This is a genomic window from Nitrospirillum guanabarense (genome assembly GCF_034653355.1).
Lineage (GTDB): Bacteria > Pseudomonadota > Alphaproteobacteria > Azospirillales > Azospirillaceae > Nitrospirillum.
In genome coordinates this window covers 399,609-417,407 of sequence record NZ_JAYEER010000004.1, presented here as the reverse complement: position 1 = coordinate 417,407, position 17,799 = coordinate 399,609, and the positions used below count along the sequence as shown (strand labels likewise).

The 17,799-nt window shown below is 68.2% G+C and carries 14 protein-coding genes; 8 read left to right on the top strand and 6 right to left on the bottom strand.

Annotation, left to right across the window (positions count from 1 at the left end):
* The first annotated feature begins 152 nt into the window (after window positions 1-152).
* Window positions 153-1,058 (top strand): alpha/beta hydrolase, encoded by a 906-nt coding sequence (locus tag UAA55_RS19865; RefSeq protein WP_322954863.1) that lies wholly within the window; start codon window positions 153-155, stop codon window positions 1,056-1,058.
* On the opposite strand, the gene UAA55_RS19860 is transcribed toward UAA55_RS19865, so the two are convergent.
* Window positions 1,059-4,172: a transglycosylase domain-containing protein gene (locus UAA55_RS19860; RefSeq protein ID WP_322954861.1), complete on the bottom strand. Its 3,114-nt coding sequence runs from the start codon at window positions 4,170-4,172 to the stop codon at window positions 1,059-1,061.
* Between the two features lie 269 nt (window positions 4,173-4,441).
* On the bottom strand, window positions 4,442-5,815 hold the full coding sequence (hisS, locus tag UAA55_RS19855; protein WP_322954860.1) for a histidine--tRNA ligase: 1,374 nt from the start codon (window positions 5,813-5,815) through the stop codon (window positions 4,442-4,444).
* Between the two features lie 192 nt (window positions 5,816-6,007).
* Between hisS and pyrC the strand changes: the two genes are divergently transcribed.
* Entirely contained in the window at window positions 6,008-7,069 is a 1,062-nt protein-coding gene (gene pyrC / locus UAA55_RS19850) for a dihydroorotase (protein ID WP_322954859.1), read from the top strand.
* A 38-nt stretch (window positions 7,070-7,107) separates the two neighbouring features.
* A complete protein-coding gene (locus UAA55_RS19845; protein WP_322954858.1) occupies window positions 7,108-7,782 on the top strand; it encodes an orotate phosphoribosyltransferase in 675 nt (224 codons plus the stop codon).
* 61 nt (window positions 7,783-7,843) lie between these two features.
* Here UAA55_RS19845 and UAA55_RS19840 read toward each other — a convergent pair whose 3' ends face one another.
* Window positions 7,844-8,695 carry a helix-turn-helix transcriptional regulator gene (locus UAA55_RS19840; RefSeq protein ID WP_322954856.1) on the bottom strand — a complete coding sequence of 284 codons (852 nt, stop codon included), beginning with the start codon at window positions 8,693-8,695 and terminating at the stop codon, window positions 7,844-7,846.
* Between the two features lie 142 nt (window positions 8,696-8,837).
* Between UAA55_RS19840 and UAA55_RS19835 the strand changes: the two genes are divergently transcribed.
* Window positions 8,838-9,839: an alpha/beta fold hydrolase gene (locus tag UAA55_RS19835; RefSeq protein WP_322954855.1), complete on the top strand. Its 1,002-nt coding sequence runs from the start codon at window positions 8,838-8,840 to the stop codon at window positions 9,837-9,839.
* Between the two features lie 82 nt (window positions 9,840-9,921).
* Here UAA55_RS19835 and UAA55_RS19830 read toward each other — a convergent pair whose 3' ends face one another.
* Complete coding sequence (locus UAA55_RS19830; RefSeq protein ID WP_322954853.1) at window positions 9,922-11,586, bottom strand: methyl-accepting chemotaxis protein; 1,665 nt, start codon at window positions 11,584-11,586, stop codon at window positions 9,922-9,924.
* A 619-nt stretch (window positions 11,587-12,205) separates the two neighbouring features.
* Here UAA55_RS19830 and UAA55_RS19825 point away from each other — a divergent pair.
* Window positions 12,206-12,517, top strand: a complete 312-nt coding sequence (locus UAA55_RS19825) for a hypothetical protein (protein ID WP_322954852.1) — start codon at window positions 12,206-12,208, stop codon at window positions 12,515-12,517.
* Between the two features lie 111 nt (window positions 12,518-12,628).
* Here the strand turns inward: UAA55_RS19825 and UAA55_RS19820 are convergent, their stop codons facing one another.
* Entirely contained in the window at window positions 12,629-14,080 is a 1,452-nt protein-coding gene (locus tag UAA55_RS19820; RefSeq protein ID WP_322954851.1) for a serine hydrolase domain-containing protein, read from the bottom strand.
* A 124-nt stretch (window positions 14,081-14,204) separates the two neighbouring features.
* On the bottom strand, window positions 14,205-14,627 hold the full coding sequence (locus tag UAA55_RS19815; RefSeq protein ID WP_322954850.1) for an RT0821/Lpp0805 family surface protein: 423 nt from the start codon (window positions 14,625-14,627) through the stop codon (window positions 14,205-14,207).
* A gap of 261 nt (window positions 14,628-14,888) precedes the next feature.
* Between UAA55_RS19815 and UAA55_RS19810 the strand changes: the two genes are divergently transcribed.
* From UAA55_RS19810 to UAA55_RS19800, 3 genes are read left to right on the top strand one after another with little or no spacing between them, the layout of a single operon-like run.
* On the top strand, window positions 14,889-15,401 hold the full coding sequence (locus UAA55_RS19810) for a MarR family winged helix-turn-helix transcriptional regulator (protein ID WP_322954848.1): 513 nt from the start codon (window positions 14,889-14,891) through the stop codon (window positions 15,399-15,401).
* Window positions 15,402-15,453: 52 nt separating this feature from the next.
* Window positions 15,454-16,155 (top strand): response regulator, encoded by a 702-nt coding sequence (locus UAA55_RS19805; protein ID WP_322954846.1) that lies wholly within the window; start codon window positions 15,454-15,456, stop codon window positions 16,153-16,155.
* 29 nt (window positions 16,156-16,184) lie between these two features.
* A complete protein-coding gene (locus UAA55_RS19800; RefSeq protein ID WP_322954845.1) occupies window positions 16,185-17,582 on the top strand; it encodes an ATP-binding protein in 1,398 nt (465 codons plus the stop codon).
* Window positions 17,583-17,799 lie beyond the last annotated feature (217 nt).

Below are 17,799 nucleotides of genomic sequence, written 5' to 3'. Positions count from 1 at the left end.
CGCCGACAATGGGGACAATAACGCCGAGAACTATGCGGGCCGGAACCGTCGCCGTCATGGACAACGCAGTCGAAACAACCCCTGGCGAACCATCCCCCGGCGCCGAACCGGCAGGATGGATCTACCCGTCGGGCGGCGCCGGATGGGCCTGCATGTATCTGGACCGTCCGGACGGCGCGCGGTTGCGCCTGGGCTGCTGGCAGAGCGCGGGGGGCGAGGGCCGTCGCGGCACCTGCCTGCTGGTCAACGGCCGCAGCGAATTCCTGGAAAAGTATGCGGAGCAGGCGGCGGAGTGGGCCGCCAGGGGCTGGCGCGTCGTGTCCTTCGACTGGCGCGGCCAGGGCCTGTCCACCCGGCCCCTGTCCAACCGCCAGCTGGGGCACATCGACGATTTCTCAACCTACCTGGAGGATCTGGAGGTCATCATGGCCGCCCTATGCCCGCCCACCGGACCGGTCGTCGCCTTCGCCCACAGCATGGGCGGCCACCTGATGCTGCGTCATGTGCTGGACTGCGACACGGCGATGGAGGTGCCGCGGCTGAAGGCCCTGATCCTGTCCGCCGCCATGGTGCGGATCAACACCACCCCCCTGCCCAGTCGTGCCGCAGCCCTGATCGCCAACCTGGCCTGCCGCCAGGGCAAGGCGGAGACCTACGCCCCCGGCCAGCGCGATTTCGACCCCGACGCCCAACGGTTCGAGGGCAACCCCCTGACCAGCGATCCGCGCCGCTTCACGGTGGCGCTGGACGCCTGCCGCCAGCAGCCGGACCTGTGCCTGGGCGGCGTCACCTATGGCTGGCTGGCCGCCGCCTACCGCTCCACCGACTATCTCGCCCACGCCACGATGTCGGGCCTGGACCTGCCCATCCAGGTCCTGGCGGCTGGCGCCGACCGGATCGTCAGCTCCCCGGCCTTGCGCGCCCTGGCCCGATGCCTGCCCGACGCCCGCTTTCACAACTACCCCGGCGCCCGGCATGAACTGATGATGGAAAACGACACCATCCGCCGCGCCGTGTGGGAGGATGTGGACCATTTCCTGGAGGAAACAGGGTTGTAGTTATCCCTGGTCCAGCGGCATCAGCATCAGGGGCTGCAGCGCCGGGGCCAGCACACGCAGCAGCTGGGCCGGCAATGCGCTGGTGAAGTGGTAGTTGGCGGCCTGGGCCCCGTGGACATGGGCGGTGATGACGCCGAAGAAGCGGTCGCCGGCATAAAAGACGAAGGTGGCGGTGCGGTTCACCACCCGCGATTCCAACAGCACGCCACCTGGCCCGAAGCGATCGAAGCGCTGATCGCCCGTGCCGGTCTTGCCGCCCAGGGGCAGCGGGTTGCCGTCGGCGTCATGGAAGGCGCCCTTGGCCCGCTGGGCCGTGCCGTTCTGCACCACGTCCAGCAGATGGGCCCGCACCACCTCCACCAGGTCATGGGACAGCACGCGCTCCCCCTTCATCTGGTCGTCCAGGCCCACCACCGTCTCATAGGGCGTTCCGGCGGCGAAATGCAGGCGGGTGACGCGGGCGGTGGGCAGACGGATGCCGTCATTGACGATGATGCCCATCAGGTCGGCCAGCGCCCCCGGCCGGTCGCCCGAACTGCCGATGGAGGTGGCGTAGGACGGCACCAGCGCCTCGAAGGGATAGCCCAGGCGTTTCCAGTCGGCATGGATGCGGGCGAAGGCCTCCTCCTCCAGCACGATGCCGATGCGGGTGTCCTGGGCGTGCTTGTAGCGGGTGGAGAACAGCCACTGATAGCTTTCCTGGCGCGAGGTGCTGCTTTCCTTCAGCATCTGACGCTTGGGCGCCTTGGGGCTTTCCTGCAGGTAGGCCACCAGCCACAGCTCCAGCGGATGGACGCCCGCCATGTAGCCGCGGTCGTTCAGGCTCCACTTTTCCGGATCGGCCTTCTCGAACAGGGCGGCTACCGTGGTGGGTTTCAGCGGCTGCGGCTTCGCACCGGGTCGGGTGTCGTTTTCAACCGCGCCATGGGCGGCCAGGAAGCGGGCCAGATCCTCCGGCGTCGAGTTCGGCCGGACGGAGCGGTAGATGACGGCCAGCCGCTCCTCCCGCGCGCCGGCCTTGGCCGCCAGCTTCTCCAGCGCCTTGTCGGGGCTGAGTCCGCCGTACTCGTCCCAGAAATGGTTCAGGAAGGTGCTGCCTTCCCGGTCCGCGAACTGGGCCAGATAGGTCTGGCGGGCCGGGTGGTGCGGGTCGTCCAGGACGTCGTCCTTCCGCGCCGGCCCCTCGGCGATATAGTGGTTCACCACGTCGCGCATCAGCCGGATGAACACCAGGTTGACCGAGCGGCGCAGCGCCTCCGACACCGTCAGGATACGGTGGTCGTCCGACTTTTCGAAATTGTTGAAGCTGTGCAGGCCGCCGCCGGTGAAGAAACGCTCGCCTGTGCCGGCGGAATAGGTGCGCTCCATGGCCGCGTTCAGCATGGCCGGCAGGCCCTGATCACCCGTCTGGGCCAGCGTGTCGGTCACCCACCGCGTCAGGTTGTCGTCCGCCGCCGCCGAGATGTCGCGCAGGGAGGCGGCGTCGCGCTGGTGATAGTCGCGGTACAGCTTCTCGATGATCTCCAGGTAGGAGATCAGCGTGCGCAGCTTGGCGGTGGAGCCCAGGTCCAGCCGCGCGCCCTCATTCAGGTCCAGCGGCTGGTCCAGGGTGTCGACCTGCACCCGCACCAGGTTGGCGTGGGGCGCCCGCTCATACAGGGTGACGGAGTAGACCACCTTGGCCGGGTCGGCGCCGGTCAGCAGCCGATCGCCGGTCAGGCCCAGTTCCGCCGTCGCCGCCGGATCAGCCAGGCGCTTCAGCACCCCGGTCACCCGTTCCTGCGCCGCCTGGTCCAGCGTCGTCTCGGTGGTCAGGTCCAGCCGGTCCAACTGGTACAGCGTATGGGCGCCCAGCATGGTGGTCAGACGGTTGCGGATGGCGTTGACCGCCTTCTGCTCCACATACGACACGTCGGGCGGGTCCGGCGTCTCCTCCCGGAAGCGCAGTTTGAAGTTCTGCGCCGCGTCGGCCAGCGCCGGCGGGATGACGCCCGCCTTCTCCAACACCCGCAGATGCTCGTTGCACAAGGCGTCCAGCGCCGTGCGGTTGGTGGTGAGGTAGAAGGATGGCCGCCGCTGGGCCAGCAGCAGGCTCAGCACCTGTTTGTAGACCACCGCCTGGGTCGCCAGATCCTCTTCCGTTTGGGGCGTCGCCCGCAGGATCTGGTTGGCGGCGGCGAAATCGGTGCCGTACCAGGCCCACAGGCCGTCGCCCAGGCCGTTGATCTCGCCGATGCCGGGCCGCGCGGACAGGGGCGTGGAGTTCAGATAATCCACCAGGATGCGGTAGCGGGTCTGCGTGGTGTCGGCGCCGTCCATATAGGCGCGCATGCTGGCCGACGCCATCTGGCGCAGCTTCTCCACCCCGTCCGCCGTCTGCCCACCGGCGGAATGGCGGTACTTCTCCGTCTGGGTCGCCAGGGTGCTGCCGCCGATGCGCTGGGCGCCGGGGTTGATGACCTGCAACGGGATCTGCAGCAGGGCCAGGCCGAAGCGGTCCCAATCCACCGCCGGGTTGCGATAGGGATGGGCCGGGTCCAGCAGCTGGCGATTCTCGATGAACAGCAGGGTGCTGGCCACCACGGGCGGGACGGAGGCGTAGCTGGTGAACACCCGCTCCGGGTAGCTGGCGCCATAGAGCAGCGTGCCGCCCCGGTCCAGCACCTGCAGCCCGGCCGAGGTCTTCTCCGCATAGGGCGGATAGAAACTGAGGTCCAGGTAGTCCAGCAGGGTGGGCGACATGCGCGCCTGGGCGGTGACGCGATAGGGCCCGGCCGTCAGCCGCTCCAGAAAGCTCGGCATCTGGGTATAGCCCAGCCGCTCGTCATACGGCCCCGCCGTCGGATAGCGCACAGCCGTGGTGGGGCCGGGGTAGACGGAATAGCGCAGGTCGCGCCCAACCCGGGCCAGCAGCACGGATTCGAAGCCCGACGTCTCCGTCTCCAGCCAGGCGGCGCCCCCGATGCAGCCCAGGATGGCCAGGCTGGTGGTCCAGCCCAGGACGCGCACCCACAGCGGCGTGCCCCGCCGGCGGACTTTCGGCGGCTTGGGCGCGGCGTCGGCTGTCCCGGCGCCCGGCGCCAGGCGGGAGACGGGCGGACGCAGGGCGGCCAAGGTATCGGCCCGCCCACTAACCCCCGTTAGGGGAGCCCCGCCCAAGCTGTTGTCGGTGCTGGTCGTCATCGCCCGCGTACGCGGTACCCCCCTCAGCGCAGACCCGTCATGGGCCACCGGGCAGAGGCTCACCCCCCGTCTCAACTAAGCGGCCTATCCTGCCCGCGATCAAGCGATATCAGGGTCAGCCCCCTGTTGGGGGTAGGTTTTGCCGCCGGTGTGGCCAAACACGGCCCTTTAACGCAAGGTCCGTGCCGGTTCCGGTGATCTCAGCGGGTCCGGCCGAACGCCGCCAGCAGATGGCCGGCCAGGTCGGCGCGGGCCACGGCGGCCTGCTCGCCGCTGGCCAGGCGCTTCACCGTGACGGTACCGGCGGCGGCCTCGTCCGGGCCCATCATCAGCACCACGGGGATGCCGGCGCGGTCGGCATATTTCATCTGCTTGGCGATTTTTGCCGGTTCCAGGTGCACCTCGACGTTCAGGCCGGCGGTGCGCAGCTCACCCGCCAGGGCCAGGTAGTCGGGCAGCAGCTCGGGCGCGAACTGGGTGACCAGAACGTCGATGGTGCTGGTCTGGTCCTTCACCAGGCCGGCCTGGTCCAGCACATAGAACAGGCGCGTGGCGCCGATGGAGATGCCCACGCCCGGCAGCTTGCTCTTGGTGTACTGGCTGGCCAGGTTGTCGTAGCGCCCGCCGGAACAGACGCTGCCCATCTGTGGGAAGTCGGTCAGGAAGGTCTCGTACACCGTGCCGGTGTAGTAATCCAGGCCGCGGGTGATGGAGAAATTGACGCGGAAATGGCTGTCCGGCACGCCCAGGGCGCGCAGCCCCGCCACCACCTGGGTCAGCTCGCCCAGGCCTTCCTGGGCCAGGGCGCTGACGCTGCCCAGATCCTTGGCCTTGGCCAGCATCTCATCCGTGGTTCCATCGATGCCGACAAAGGCCAGGATGGCGGCGGCCGTCTCGGCCGACAGCGCCTGCTCCCCCGTCAGGGTGGCGCGCACGGCATCCACGCCCACCTTGGGCAGCTTGTCGATTTCGCGCAGCACGGCGGCCTGAGCCTCGCCCTCGCTCAAGCCCAGCCCTTCCAGGAAGCCGCGCAGGATCTTGCGGTTGGACAGGTTGATCTGGAAGGGGCCGACATCGATGCCCACCTGGGCCAGATCCCGGAACACGGTGTAGATGACGGCCGGCATCTCCGCGTCATAGGCGACGGACAGGCTGTCCTTGCCGATGACGTCGATGTCGCACTGGTAGAATTCGCGATAGCGCCCCTTCTGCGCCCGCTCCCCGCGATAGACGCGCTGGATCTGATAACGGCGGAAGGGGAAGCTGAGGTCGTGCTCATGCTCCGCCACATAGCGGGCGGTGGGCACGGTCAGGTCGAAGCGCAGAGCGATGTCGGGCCGCTTGGCCTGTTCCAGGGCACCGGTGGACTGCACGAAATAGATCTGCTTTTCCGTCTCGCCGCCCGACTTGGTCAGCAGCACGTCCACGGTCTCGAACACCGGGGTTTCGATCTGCAGGAAGCCGAAACGCTCATAGCCCCGCCGGATGGTGTCCAGCATGCGCTGGAAGGCGATCTGCTTGGACGGCAGCAGTTCCATCGTGCCGGGCGGCGTGCGGGGGGCGATCAGGGCCATGGGATCGAACTCGGGATATAAGAGACGGACAAGACGGGCTTCATACCCGATTTGCCCGGTGGCGCGCCACTGGCATGGGCCCCGCGCCACGGGCATGGGCGCCAGCGCCATGCCCCGGGCCGCCGGGGGTTGAGCCCGCGCGCTTGAGCGCGTACGACTGGCGCCCGGACATCATAAGCCGGACCCATCCCCATGAGCGCGACCACCGCCGCCCGCCTGACCCTGCGCCGCCCCGACGACTGGCACCTGCACGTCCGCACCGGGGCCATGCTGCGCGCCGTGCTGCCGCACTCCGCCCACCAGATGGGCCGGGCCATCATCATGCCCAACCTGGTGCCGCCGGTAACCGACCGTGCGGCCGGCCGGCGCTACCAGGCGGAGATCATGGAAGCCTTGGGTCCGGACACCCGCTTCCAGCCGCTGATGACCGCCTACCTGACCGATGGCAGCAGCGCCGATGAGATCGTCGCCGGCTATGAGGAGGGCCTGTTCCGGGCGGTGAAGCTGTACCCCGCCCATGCCACCACCAATTCCGCCCACGGCGTCACCGACCTCGCCAACGTTGCCGGCGTGCTGGCGCGCATGCAGGACATTGGCATGCCCCTGCTGGTCCATGGCGAGGTGACCGACCCCGCCATCGACATCTTCGACCGCGAGGCCGTGTTCATCGAACGCGTGCTGCTGCCGCTGATGGACCGCTACCCGACCCTGAAAATCGTGCTGGAACACGCCACGACTGAAGAGGCGGTGGCCGTGGTGGAGGCGCATGGCGCCGGCGGGCGCCTCGCCTGCACCATCACCGCCCACCACCTGATGATCAACCGGTCGTCCATCTTCGCGGGCGGCATCCGGCCCCACCTCTACTGCCTGCCCATCGCCAAGCGGGAGAAGCACCGGCTGGCCCTGCGCCGCGCCGCCACCAGCGGGCAGCCCTGGTTCTTCCTGGGCACCGACAGCGCGCCGCACCCCACCAGCGCCAAGGAATCGGGCTGTGGCTGCGCCGGCATCTACACGGCGGCCAGCGCCATCGAACTCTACGCCCAGGTCTTCGACGAGGAAGGCAGGCTGGACGCGCTGGAGGCCTTCGCCAGCCTGAATGGCCCGCGCTTCCATGGCCTGGCCCCCAATGAGGACACCATCACCCTGGTGCGCGACGGCTATACCGTTCCCGACCTGGTGGACGCCGGCGGCAGCAACGCTGTCCTGCCCTTCCGCGCCGGCGAACGGCTGGACTGGCGCCTGCTGCAGGACTAATACCTCCCCCAATTTATCTTCAGCGCCCGAGGTCCCCCATGATCGACGCCCAGACCGCCGCCAGCCTGACCGCCCGCATCCTGCTGGACATCAAGGCGATCCACTTCAACGCCACCCAGCCCTTCATCCTGACCTCGGGCAAGGCCAGCCCGGTCTATATCGACTGCCGCAAGGTCATCAGCTTCCCGCGCGCCCGCTCGGCCATCATCGATTACGCCGTGCAGACGGTGATGCGCGACGCCGGGTTCGAGGCGTTCGACGGTATCGCCGGCGGTGAGACGGCCGGCATCTCCTACGCCGCCTGGATGGCCGACCGCATGGGCCTGCCCATGCAGTACGTGCGCAAGAAGCCCAAGGGCTTCGGCCGCAACGCCCAGATCGAGGGCCAATTCGCCGAGGGCGACCGCATCCTGCTGGTGGAGGATCTGACCACCGACGGCGGCAGCAAGGTGGGCTTCGTCAACGCCCTGCGCCAGGCGGGTGCGGTATGCGAGCACGCCTTCGTCGTCTTCCACTACGGCATCTTCCCCAAGAGCGTGGAGACGATGCGCGAGATCGGTGTCACCCTGCATGCCCTGACCACTTGGTGGGACGTGCTGAAAGTAGCGCGCGACCATAACTATTTCGATGTCGCAACGATGATGGAAGTGGAGAAGTTCCTGCACGCCCCGGCCGAATGGTCGGCCGCCAACGGCGGCAAGGTGGGAGAATAAGCTTCCCGCCGGGCGCAGGCATTTGGGACGGCGGCATGGGGCGACCCGTGCCGCTGTCCGTTCATGGGGCGCTTTCCGCCGCCAGCGCCCTGCACCGCTCCGCCGTGCGCTCGTCCGCCGGGAACATGCATTCGATGCGCAGTTCCTCCACCATCACGTCGCGGGCGGAACCGAAAGTGGTGATGGTGGAGAAGAAGCGCAGCGGGTGACCGTCCGCGGCCAGCGCCCCACCGGCGAACACCGTGGTGCACAGGGGCAAGGGGCTGGCGTCCGGGTCGCGGGACCGCCAGCGGGCGGGCACGCCGGGGAAGGCCAGCACGTCGTCCAACAGGGCGCGCAGGCCGGGATCGAAGGGCGTGGCCGCCAGTTCGTTGTGCAGGTGGCAGATCAGGTCCCCCGCCAGCCGTTCCCAATCGCCCATGACCGGCCGCATGTCGTCGGGGTCGAAAACCTGGCGCAGGATGTTGTTGTGCCGGGGCATGCCACCCCGTGCCAGGCTGACCACCCGGGCGGTGGCGCGGTTGATGCGCACCACGTCCCAGCGCCGGTTCATGACCAGGGCGGGATAGGGTTCCTGCTGCTTGATGATGAAATCGATGGCTTGGCGCACCGGCGCCATCTCTGGCGTCGCCAGCGTCGCCTCGCTGTAGCGGGGGGCGTAGCCGGCGGCCACCAGCAGGGCGTTGCGCTCGCGCAGGGGCATGTCCAGCGTATCGGCCAGGCGGGCCAGCAGCTCGCGGCTGGGCTGGGCCTTGCCGGTTTCCACACAGCTAAGGTGCCGGGTGGAGACGCCCGCCTCCAGGGCCAAGTCCATCTGGCTCATGCGCCGTGCCGCCCGCCACTCACGCAGCAGCAGGCCCAACGGCGTGGGTTGGGACGGAAGGGCGGTCACGGTGGCGGCGGCGATGGACATGGGGACGCATGATACGGCGGCCACAGGCAAAAGCCATGACCTCGGAGGTCAAGAAACCATGACCTGGCGGGTTATCGACCGCATGGGAGGCTCGGGCGTATCCCTGGGGCATCCGAACAACCTTCCCTTGAGGGGATGAAAGATGCTCTCCGCGCCGTTCGCCCGCCGTCATTTCCTGCAAAGCCTGGCCGGGGTCGGCGCCGCCCTGGCGCTTGGGGCTCCCGGGGCGGGCGCCACCGCTCACGCCGCCACCTTGGCCGACACCAGGCCGCTGGACGCCGCCGCCTACCGGTCCTTGCGCCGCTATGCCGGCACGCCCTTCGGCCACGTCGCCTACATGGACCAGGGGACTGGTCCCGACGCCCTGTTCCTGCACGGCTTCCCGCTGAACAGTTTCCAATGGCGGGGCGCCATCGACCGGCTGTCGGCCCACCGCCGCTGCCTGGCGCCGGACTTCCTGGGCCTGGGCTACAGCCGCGTGCCGGAAGGGCAAGCGGTGACGCCCGATGTCCAGGTGCGGATGCTGGTGGCCTTCCTGGACGGCGTCGGCGCCAACAGCGTGGACATCGTGGCCAGCGACAGCGGCGGGGCCGTGGCCCAGCTGTTCGCCACCCGCCATCCCAAGCGGGTGCGCAGCCTGCTGCTGACCAACTGTGATACCGAGCCCGACAGCCCGCCCCCGGCCCTGCAGCCGGTGCTGGAAATGGCACGGGCCGGCACCTTCGCCGACCGCTGGCTGGCCCGCTGGGTGGCGGACAAGGAACTGGCCCGCGGGCCCACCGGCCTGGGCGGCCAGACCTACAGCGACCCCACCCGCCCCACGGATGAGGCGCTGGACTATTACCTGGGCCCCCTGGTCAGCAGCCCCCGGCGCAAGGATCTGGTGCACGCCTACACCCTGGGCCTGGACCCCAACCCACTGGCCGGCATCGAGAAGGAATTGCGCCGGGTGACGGTGCCCGCCCGCATCGTCTGGGGCACGGCCGACACCATCTTCGACCCCAAGGGCGGCGACTATCTGGCCGGCGTCCTGCCCAACTGCCAAGGCGTGCGCCACCTCCCCCAGGCCAAGCTGTTCTTCCCGGAGGAATATCCGGACGTGATCGCGGAGGAAGCCAGGAAGCTATGGGGAGTGACAGCCTGATCCCCACCCCCAGCCCCACAAACAGAAAACCCCTGCGGGATCACTCCCGCAGGGGTTTTCTGTTTAGGCGTCGGCCCGATACTTAGGCGGCGCGGACCTGCTGCAGGAAGCGGTCCACCTGACCGGCCAGGGTGTCGGACTGCTGGGCCAGGCCGGTGGCCGCGCCCAGGACCTGGGTGGCCGACTTGCCGGTGTCCTCGGCGGCATGCTGCAGCGAGCCGATATTGCGCGACACTTCCATGGTGCCCATGGAAGCCTGCTGGACGTTACGGGCGATTTCCTTGGTGGCGGCGTCCTGCTCCTCGACCGCGCCGGCGACCATGTCGGAGATGTCGTTGATCTCGGCGATGGTCTTGGAAATCGTGATGATGGCGTCGACCGCGTCGCGGGTGGCGTCCTGCATGGTGGAGATCTGGGCGGAGATTTCCTCCGTCGCCTTGGCCGTCTGATTGGCCAGGCTCTTCACCTCGCTGGCCACGACCGCGAAGCCCTTGCCGGCTTCGCCGGCGCGGGCCGCCTCGATGGTGGCGTTCAGCGCCAGCAGGTTGGTCTGGCTGGCGATATCGGAAATCAGCTTCACCACGTCGCCGATGCTCTGGGCGCGCGAGGCCAGTGACTGCACGGTCTCGTTCGTCTTCTCGGCGGTGGAGGCGGCGGCCTTGGCGATGCGGGCCGAGGTGTTGACCTGGTTGGAGATCTCGGCCAGCGAACCGGCCAGTTCCTCGGTGGCGCTGGCCACCGACTGCACGTTGGCCGAGGCCTGCTGCGTGGCGGCGGCGACGGCGCCGGCCTGGCTGCGGCTCTCGTCGGCCGAACCGGACAGCGTCTGGGCGCTGGACTGCATGCGGGTGGCGGCCTCGGACACCTGGGCCACGACGCCCTTCACGGTGCTCTCGAACTCGTCGGCCAGGCGGTTCATGGTACGGCGCTTCTCTTCCGCCGACTCCCGCTCCGCCTGCTCCTGCACCTTCTTCAGGCGTTCCACTTCCAGGGCGTTGTCCTTGAACACCTGGACGGAGGCGGCCATGGCGCCGATCTCGTCGCCACGCTCGGTGCCGGTGATGTCCACGGCCAGGTCGCCGCTGGCCAGGCGGCCCATGGCGGTCTGCAGGGTGGTCAGCGGGCGGCTGACCAGGAAGTGCAGCAGCACGGCCAAGCCGCCGACCAGGATGGCCAGCACGATGACGGCGGTCAGCAGCGAGCCCTTGACGGTGGAGGAGATGGCCTCGTTCAGGCCCTGGCGGCTCCACGCCACGATCAGGGTGCCGACCTGGTCATGGTTGGCGCCGGCCTTCACCGGCGACATGACGATCAGATGATCGCCGCGATCGAAGGCCTTGGTCTCGGTGACCTTCTTGGGCAGTTCCTTGTCCTTGTCGATGGCGTAGACGGGCAGGGTGCTGCTGTCGAAGCTGTCCAAGGATTCGCCGTCGGTATCGTTGACGCGCACCCCGGCCAGGCTGCCTCCGGCGCGCTTGCTCAGGTCATTGTAGGCGTCCGCGATGGAGTCCTGCTGCTTGAAGCGGACGGCGGCGCTCATCTGCTGCGCCAGCATTTCCGTTTCCTGACGCTCGGACGCCACGGACTGGGCCAGCATGGCCTTGTGCATCTGGTTGGTGCTCAGCCAAATGACGGCGCCCAGGCCAATAATCGTGGGAATGGCGACAGCGGGGGCAATCTTGCGCCCAATGGTAAACCAGCTCTTGGAATTTTCCGGCTTCTTCACCAGGCCACTGACACGCCCCAAAAACCCATCTGCCTCATACGACATTATTTACTACCCCTGCTTTGTTCATTGCCCCGCGCCGCTGTCGTCGCCAAGACCGACAACCACCCTGCCGAACCCGGTGCGCGCCCCCAAGCCCCGCCCGCAGTACGGTGGCGGCTCGGCTTGGGCCCTGGGCTAATACCTAGACATGCTTTCGCAGACCTGTAAACTGACTTATAACCTCAACTACAGTTAATGCCGCCCAGGACCACAACGACTGAAATTTATCTTTCGCAATGCGGAAAGGATTTCAGTCCGAATCCATTAGCGTCCGACTCTGGTTAAAACGCCGGAATCCAAGGCGCTAACGGGGCGAGGTAAACGAAACAGGGGGAAAGGGGCTGGGCCCCACAGTTCTTCTTAGCATTTTAAGTAATAAAAATTCAGCACAGGTGACAAAAAACGTCACCGCTCCGTCATATCGGATCACGACCGGCGGCGGCTGACCGACCAGGACGGTGACGGATCGCGAACAGGGCGCGGGCCGGTGGCAAACGGGCCCAAGGCGTGAAGGCAAGTGTAGGTAACGATCCGTAAAGCTTTGAAAGATGGTCTTTTTCGGACTGTGTGCTTACTGGACTCCGGGAGGTCGGTGCAGATGATGAAACGGGTGGCAGCCATCGTCCTGATGGCTGGTTTGGGGGTTGCGGGCGTGGCGCGGGCGGAGTGCGCGTTGGGTACACCCCCCGCCGTGCCGGACGGCAGCAAGGCGGCGGAGGCGGAGATGCAGACGGCATCCGCCGCCGTGAAGAAGTTCATGGCGGAGACCCAGGACTACATGAGCTGCGTCGAGTTCGAAGGCAAAAACGGCAGCGGAAATTGGCAGAAGAAGTACAACGACGCCGTCGACCAGATGCAGAAGCTCGCGAGCGAATTCAACAAACAGTTGAAGGCTTTCAAGTCCAAATAAAGGTGAATGTCAGCCGTCCCGCCGCCGCCCATCCGGAACCGGCGGGTGCCTCGGGTTGATTCCCGCTCGGATAAACCACCTGTGGTGGCGGGCCATGGCCAAGGCGCCGTCTTACCGCTGGTGCGGCGTTTTGTCCCCCGGCCCCGCGCCCGCGGCCGGCTGGCCGGACGCGCCGCCCGGCACGGTGGGCGCGCTGGGCAGGGTCGGCTGGGCGTCCTTTCCCGGGGGGTGGGGCGCGTCCAGCGGCACCGTCACCACCGCCGGCGGTTTGCGCGGCGTGACGATGGGCGGCATGGCCAGCCCCTGGGGCTGGACGGCGATTGAGGAGTAGGGTGTGCGCTTGGGTTCCGGCGGGCGTTCCAGATGGCGTGTCACCAGGTTCACCAGGGTGGCGTCGTCCCAGGGCTCCGCCGCGCGCCCCAGGCGCAGGATCACCAAATCGGCCGCCTTGGAAACGTAGAGCCTCTGGCCGCCCGCGCCGGCGATGAACACGGTGTCTGGCTCGGCGAAGGCCTCGGCCGCCTTGATGGGGCCGCCCTTCTCGCGTGGCCAAGCCAGGCGCACCCGCATGCCCTCGTTGCGCGCGAACAACGTGGGGCGCTGCATCTCCTCCACCCATGGCATGGGCAGGACAGCGCGGCCTTCCACCTGACCGCCATCCTTCAGCAACAGGCCCAGGCGCAACCAATCGCGCGCCGTCGCCTTGACGCAGCAGCCGACCAAAGTGGCGCGGCCGCTGTCGTCCATCAGCATTTCCGCCGGCCGGGCGCCGATTGGCGCCCACAGGCCCTGCGACAAATAAGCCGCCAGCGGCTGCCTGGTCGCTTTTTCCAGCGTCAGGGCCAGCACCTGCAGCTCCCCTTCCGCCGGTTTGTAGCGGGTGCCGGGCTCCGCCTCCAACGCCAGGCCTTTCAGCCAGGCGCCGGCATCAGCCGCCGCCGGGCCGCCGGGGACGCCGTTATCGGAAGGAAAGCCGAAGCCGCTGCTGCCGACCAGCAGGTCGCGCACAGTGACGCGGCCCCGGGGGTCGTCCTTCCAGTCCGGGAAGATCTGGCCCAGCGGCTGGTCGGCGGAGGTCAGGAAGCCGTCCTGGATGGCCTTGCCGGTCAGGAAGGTCAGCAGGCCCGCCTGCAATCCCGCCCCGTCCATCAAGTCGGATGGGCGGGTACCAGGGCCGTAGTCCTCCACCTGCAGGGCTCCCCGATACCAGACCAGCAGGGCCGTGGTGCCGGTGTTGGACTCAAAGGTGTGGAGGGCCTTGAGGCCCTCGTCCGAAATCTGGCGATCGTCGGGCGAGGCCACCGTCAGGATGGGCCCGTCGCCGCCCGCCACCTCCACCGTCACCGGTCCCCGGGGAGGCGGTGGCTCGGCCGCCACCGGCGGCGGGGACGGCGGGGCTTCCGCCCGCCTGCCCCAATGGGCCAGCATCAGGCCGCCCCCGATCGCCACGGCCGCCACCGGCGCCAGCAGCAGGGCCACCCGAAGATAGCCGCCGCGGGGCTCGCCAGGTTTGGGCTTCCCGGGCTTGGACGAAGTGGACCCCGATTTCGGCAACTGGGACATCAGTACGCAACGCTCCCCGACGGCGGATGGGTCCGCCCGGGCGCCGGCCCGGCACGAACTCCGGCAGAAGCCTTGGCCGCGACTATGGCACGGCCAAGGCAGCGAGAGTTGGCGGGGGGCCGCCTTACTTGCGTTCGCGGACCGGGTAGTCGACGCCGTCGACCACTTCCCAGCTGCCGTCGGGCTGGCGGCAGATGAAGCCGGTCTGGTGGCGGAACAGCTGGTCCTGGAACACCACCGAGTGGAATTCGCGGCAGGGGCGGTTCTTGGCGTCGAAGCCGTCGCGCAGCATCTTCACCGTGCCCTGGCGCCCCGTCTGCGGGTTCGTCCAGTTCACGGTTTCCTGGATGGGCTTGCCCGTGGCTTCCTTCAGCGCCGTCTGTAGCGCCGCCAGATCGCTGGCGTCCAGCGTGATGTCCGTGGGCGGCGGCTTGGGCGCCTCGACGGGCGGCGGCTCCGCCGGCGCCGCGGGCTTCCCCTCGGGCTTGGCGGCGCAACCCGCCAGCGCCAGCAGCATCAGCCCTGCGACCGACAGCTTCATCTTCATCCCTTTGGCTCCTGCATCCCCTGGTAAGCCCCCCCGACATCGACGGCGCCCCGATTGAGCGCCCCTTTTGCCAAAGGTGATGCCCGCCGCGCAATCCCCGCCGAAGCCTGACCCCCGAAAGCCAGATCCCGGAAGGGCACGTCCACCGAAGGGCCGAGCCCGGCCGGACGTGACCGATTGTCCGTGAAACCGCTCCCCTTCACGGGCGCAACTGGCATAATGCCGCTGTTACTTCGTGCCAGTACCGAAAGCCTGCATCGCATGACCGACATAAAGACCGGCGTAAACCCCCTGTTCCTGCGGGAGGAGGAGCTGCGGCAGGCGATGGAGATGCTGTTTTACGCCTACCGTGACTTCACCGCCGAGCCCGACACCATGCTTGAGAAGATCGGCCTGGGCCGGGCGCACCACCGCGTCATCTATTTCGTCGGCCGGCACCCGCACATCACGGTGACCGACTTGCTGGGCATCCTGCGCATCACCAAGCAGAGCCTGTCGCGCGTGCTGCAGGACCTGGTGCGCGAGGAATACATCGTGCAGCGCCAGGGCACGCGCGATCGGCGCCAGCGCCTGCTGGACCTGACGCCCAAGGGCCAGGAGCTGGAGCGCCAGCTATCCGAACCCCAGCGCCAGCTCATCGCCCGTGCCTATCGCCGGGCGGGGGCGGAGGCGGTGGAAGGTTTCCGCAAGGTCATGGTCGGCATCATGGACGACAGCGACCGGGACAAGTTCGCCCAGGCGCGGCCGGCCGCGGCGGCGCTCGCGAAGCGTTGACGCTCTTTATGGTATGCTGCCGCCCCGCGACCGTTAGGGAGAGCATCCGGCCATGACGATGACGCAGCAGGCCCTGCCCGAAGAGCAGCCCCACATCCTGGTGGTGGATGACGACGACCGCCTGCGCGAGGCCCTGCGCCGCTATTTGTCGCAGAACGGCTTCATCGTCTCGGCCGCGGCGGACGCGGCGGCGGCGCGGCGCATGCTGGCGTCCCTCAACTTCGACCTGATGGTGCTGGATGTGCGCATGCCGGGCAAATCGGGGCTGGAGCTGACCCGCAGCCTGCGCGTCGAGGGGGGCCTGCCCATCCTGCTGCTGACCGCCAACGGCCAGCCCGACGACCGCATCGCCGGGCTGGAGGCCGGGGCCGACGACTATCTGCCCAAGCCCTTCGAGCCACGCGAGCTGGTGCTGCGCATCACCTCCATCCTGCGACGCCTGCCCAAGCCGGCCGCCACGGCGGCGGAGGTGCGCCTGGGCCGCTGGGTGTTCGACGCTGAACGGGAGGAACTGCGCTCAGGCGAGGAGACGGTGCGCCTGACCAGCGGCGAGGCCAGCCTGCTGCGCACCTTGGCCGCCCAGCCGGGCGTGGTGTTCACGCGGGAGGACCTGGGGCGCGCCGGCATCGACAGCAACGCCCGCGCCATCGACGTGCAGGTCACCCGGCTGCGCCGCAAGATCGAGATCGATCCGCGCCAGCCGCGCTATCTGCAGACCGTGCGCGGCGAAGGTTATGTGCTGCGGCCCGATTGAGGCCGCCCCGATGTGATGAAGGATGCCCCATGAGCATGACGCGCGAGCAGGCGCCCCGCCGGCAAGCCCCTCAGAGGCAAGGGTTTGGGGCGCCCCCGGTGATCAACCCGTCCGGGGTGGTGAAGCGCCTGCTGCCCCGTACCCTGTTCGGCCGGTCGCTGTTGATCATCACCACGCCGGTGATCCTGGCCCAGGCCATCGCCACCTTTTACTTCTACGACCAGCATTGGGAACGGGTGACCAACAACCAGGCCTTCGGCGTGGCGGGCGAGATCGCCATGGTCATCGAACAGCTGGGCCGCGACCAGACGCCCGAGGACCGGGGCGCGACCCTGGACATGGTGACCCGCACCACCGACCTTATGGTGACCTTCCGTCCCGGGGAACGGCTGCCCAACTGGCACCGGCAGCACCTGTTCGGCATCCTGGAACACACCCTGGGCCGGGCGCTGGATGAGAAGGTGGGCCGACCCTGGACCATCGACACCCACGTCGCCCACGAATGGTACGGCATCAACGTGCAGCTGCCCGACGGCGTGCTGCACGTCCTGTCGCCGGAGCGGCGGCTGTTCAGCTTCACCAGCTGGGTGTTCATCCTGTGGATGGCCGGCAGCTCGCTGCTGTTGTTCACGATCGCCATCATGTTCATGCGCAACCAGATCCGGCCCATCCGCCGCCTGGCCATCGCGGCGGAGGCCTTCGGGAAGGGCCGCGACACCCCGCTGTTCAAGCCGGAGGGCGCGTCGGAGGTGCGGCAGGCCGCCACCGCCTTCCTGCAGATGCGCGAACGCATCCAGCGCCAGATCAGCCAACGGACCGAGATGCTGGCCGGCGTCAGCCACGACTTGCGCACCCCCCTGACGCGCATGCGCCTGCAGCTGGCCATGCTGCCCGAAGCGCAGGAGGTGGAGGAGCTGAAGGCCGACGTGGCCGAGATGGAAGGAATGATCGAGGCCTACCTGGCCTTCGCCCGGGGCGAGGGGGCCGAACCGCCCGCCCCGACCGACGTGGGCGCCCTGTTGACCGACGTGGTGGCCAACGTCCGGCGTGAGGGACGGTCGGTGGAACTGAGCCTGCCGGACACCACCATCATCGTGCCCCTGCGCGCCAACGACTTCCGCCGCTGCGTCGCCAACCTGGTGGGCAACGCCGTGCGCTACGCCGGGCGCGCCTGGGTGACCCTGCAGCGCCAGGGCGGCCACCTCTATGTGCTGGTCGACGACAACGGCCCCGGCATTCCGGCGGAGATGCGGGAAGAAGTCTTTCGACCCTTCCACCGCCTGGACAGCTCACGCAACCAGGCGACCGGCGGCGTCGGTCTCGGCCTTGGCATCGCCCGCGACGTCGCCAACCGCCACGGCGGCAACGTGCTGCTGGAGGACAGCCCCAGGGGCGGCCTGCGCGCGGTGATCCGGTTGCCTGTTTAAAGCGCCTTCAGGCGCCGGGTGCCGACATCCGTCGGCTAGAGCGGAACGCGATCAGGTGGAGTCACCTGATCGCGTTCCGCTCTATTATGAACAGGTTAAGAGCAAGATGCGATCATGGCTGATCGCATCTTGCTCTAGGCTATCCTCAGTTTCCAGTCCGCCGCCGCTCTCCGGAAACTTCCGGCGGCCGCGCTCGCGGCCTATGAAAACAAAAACC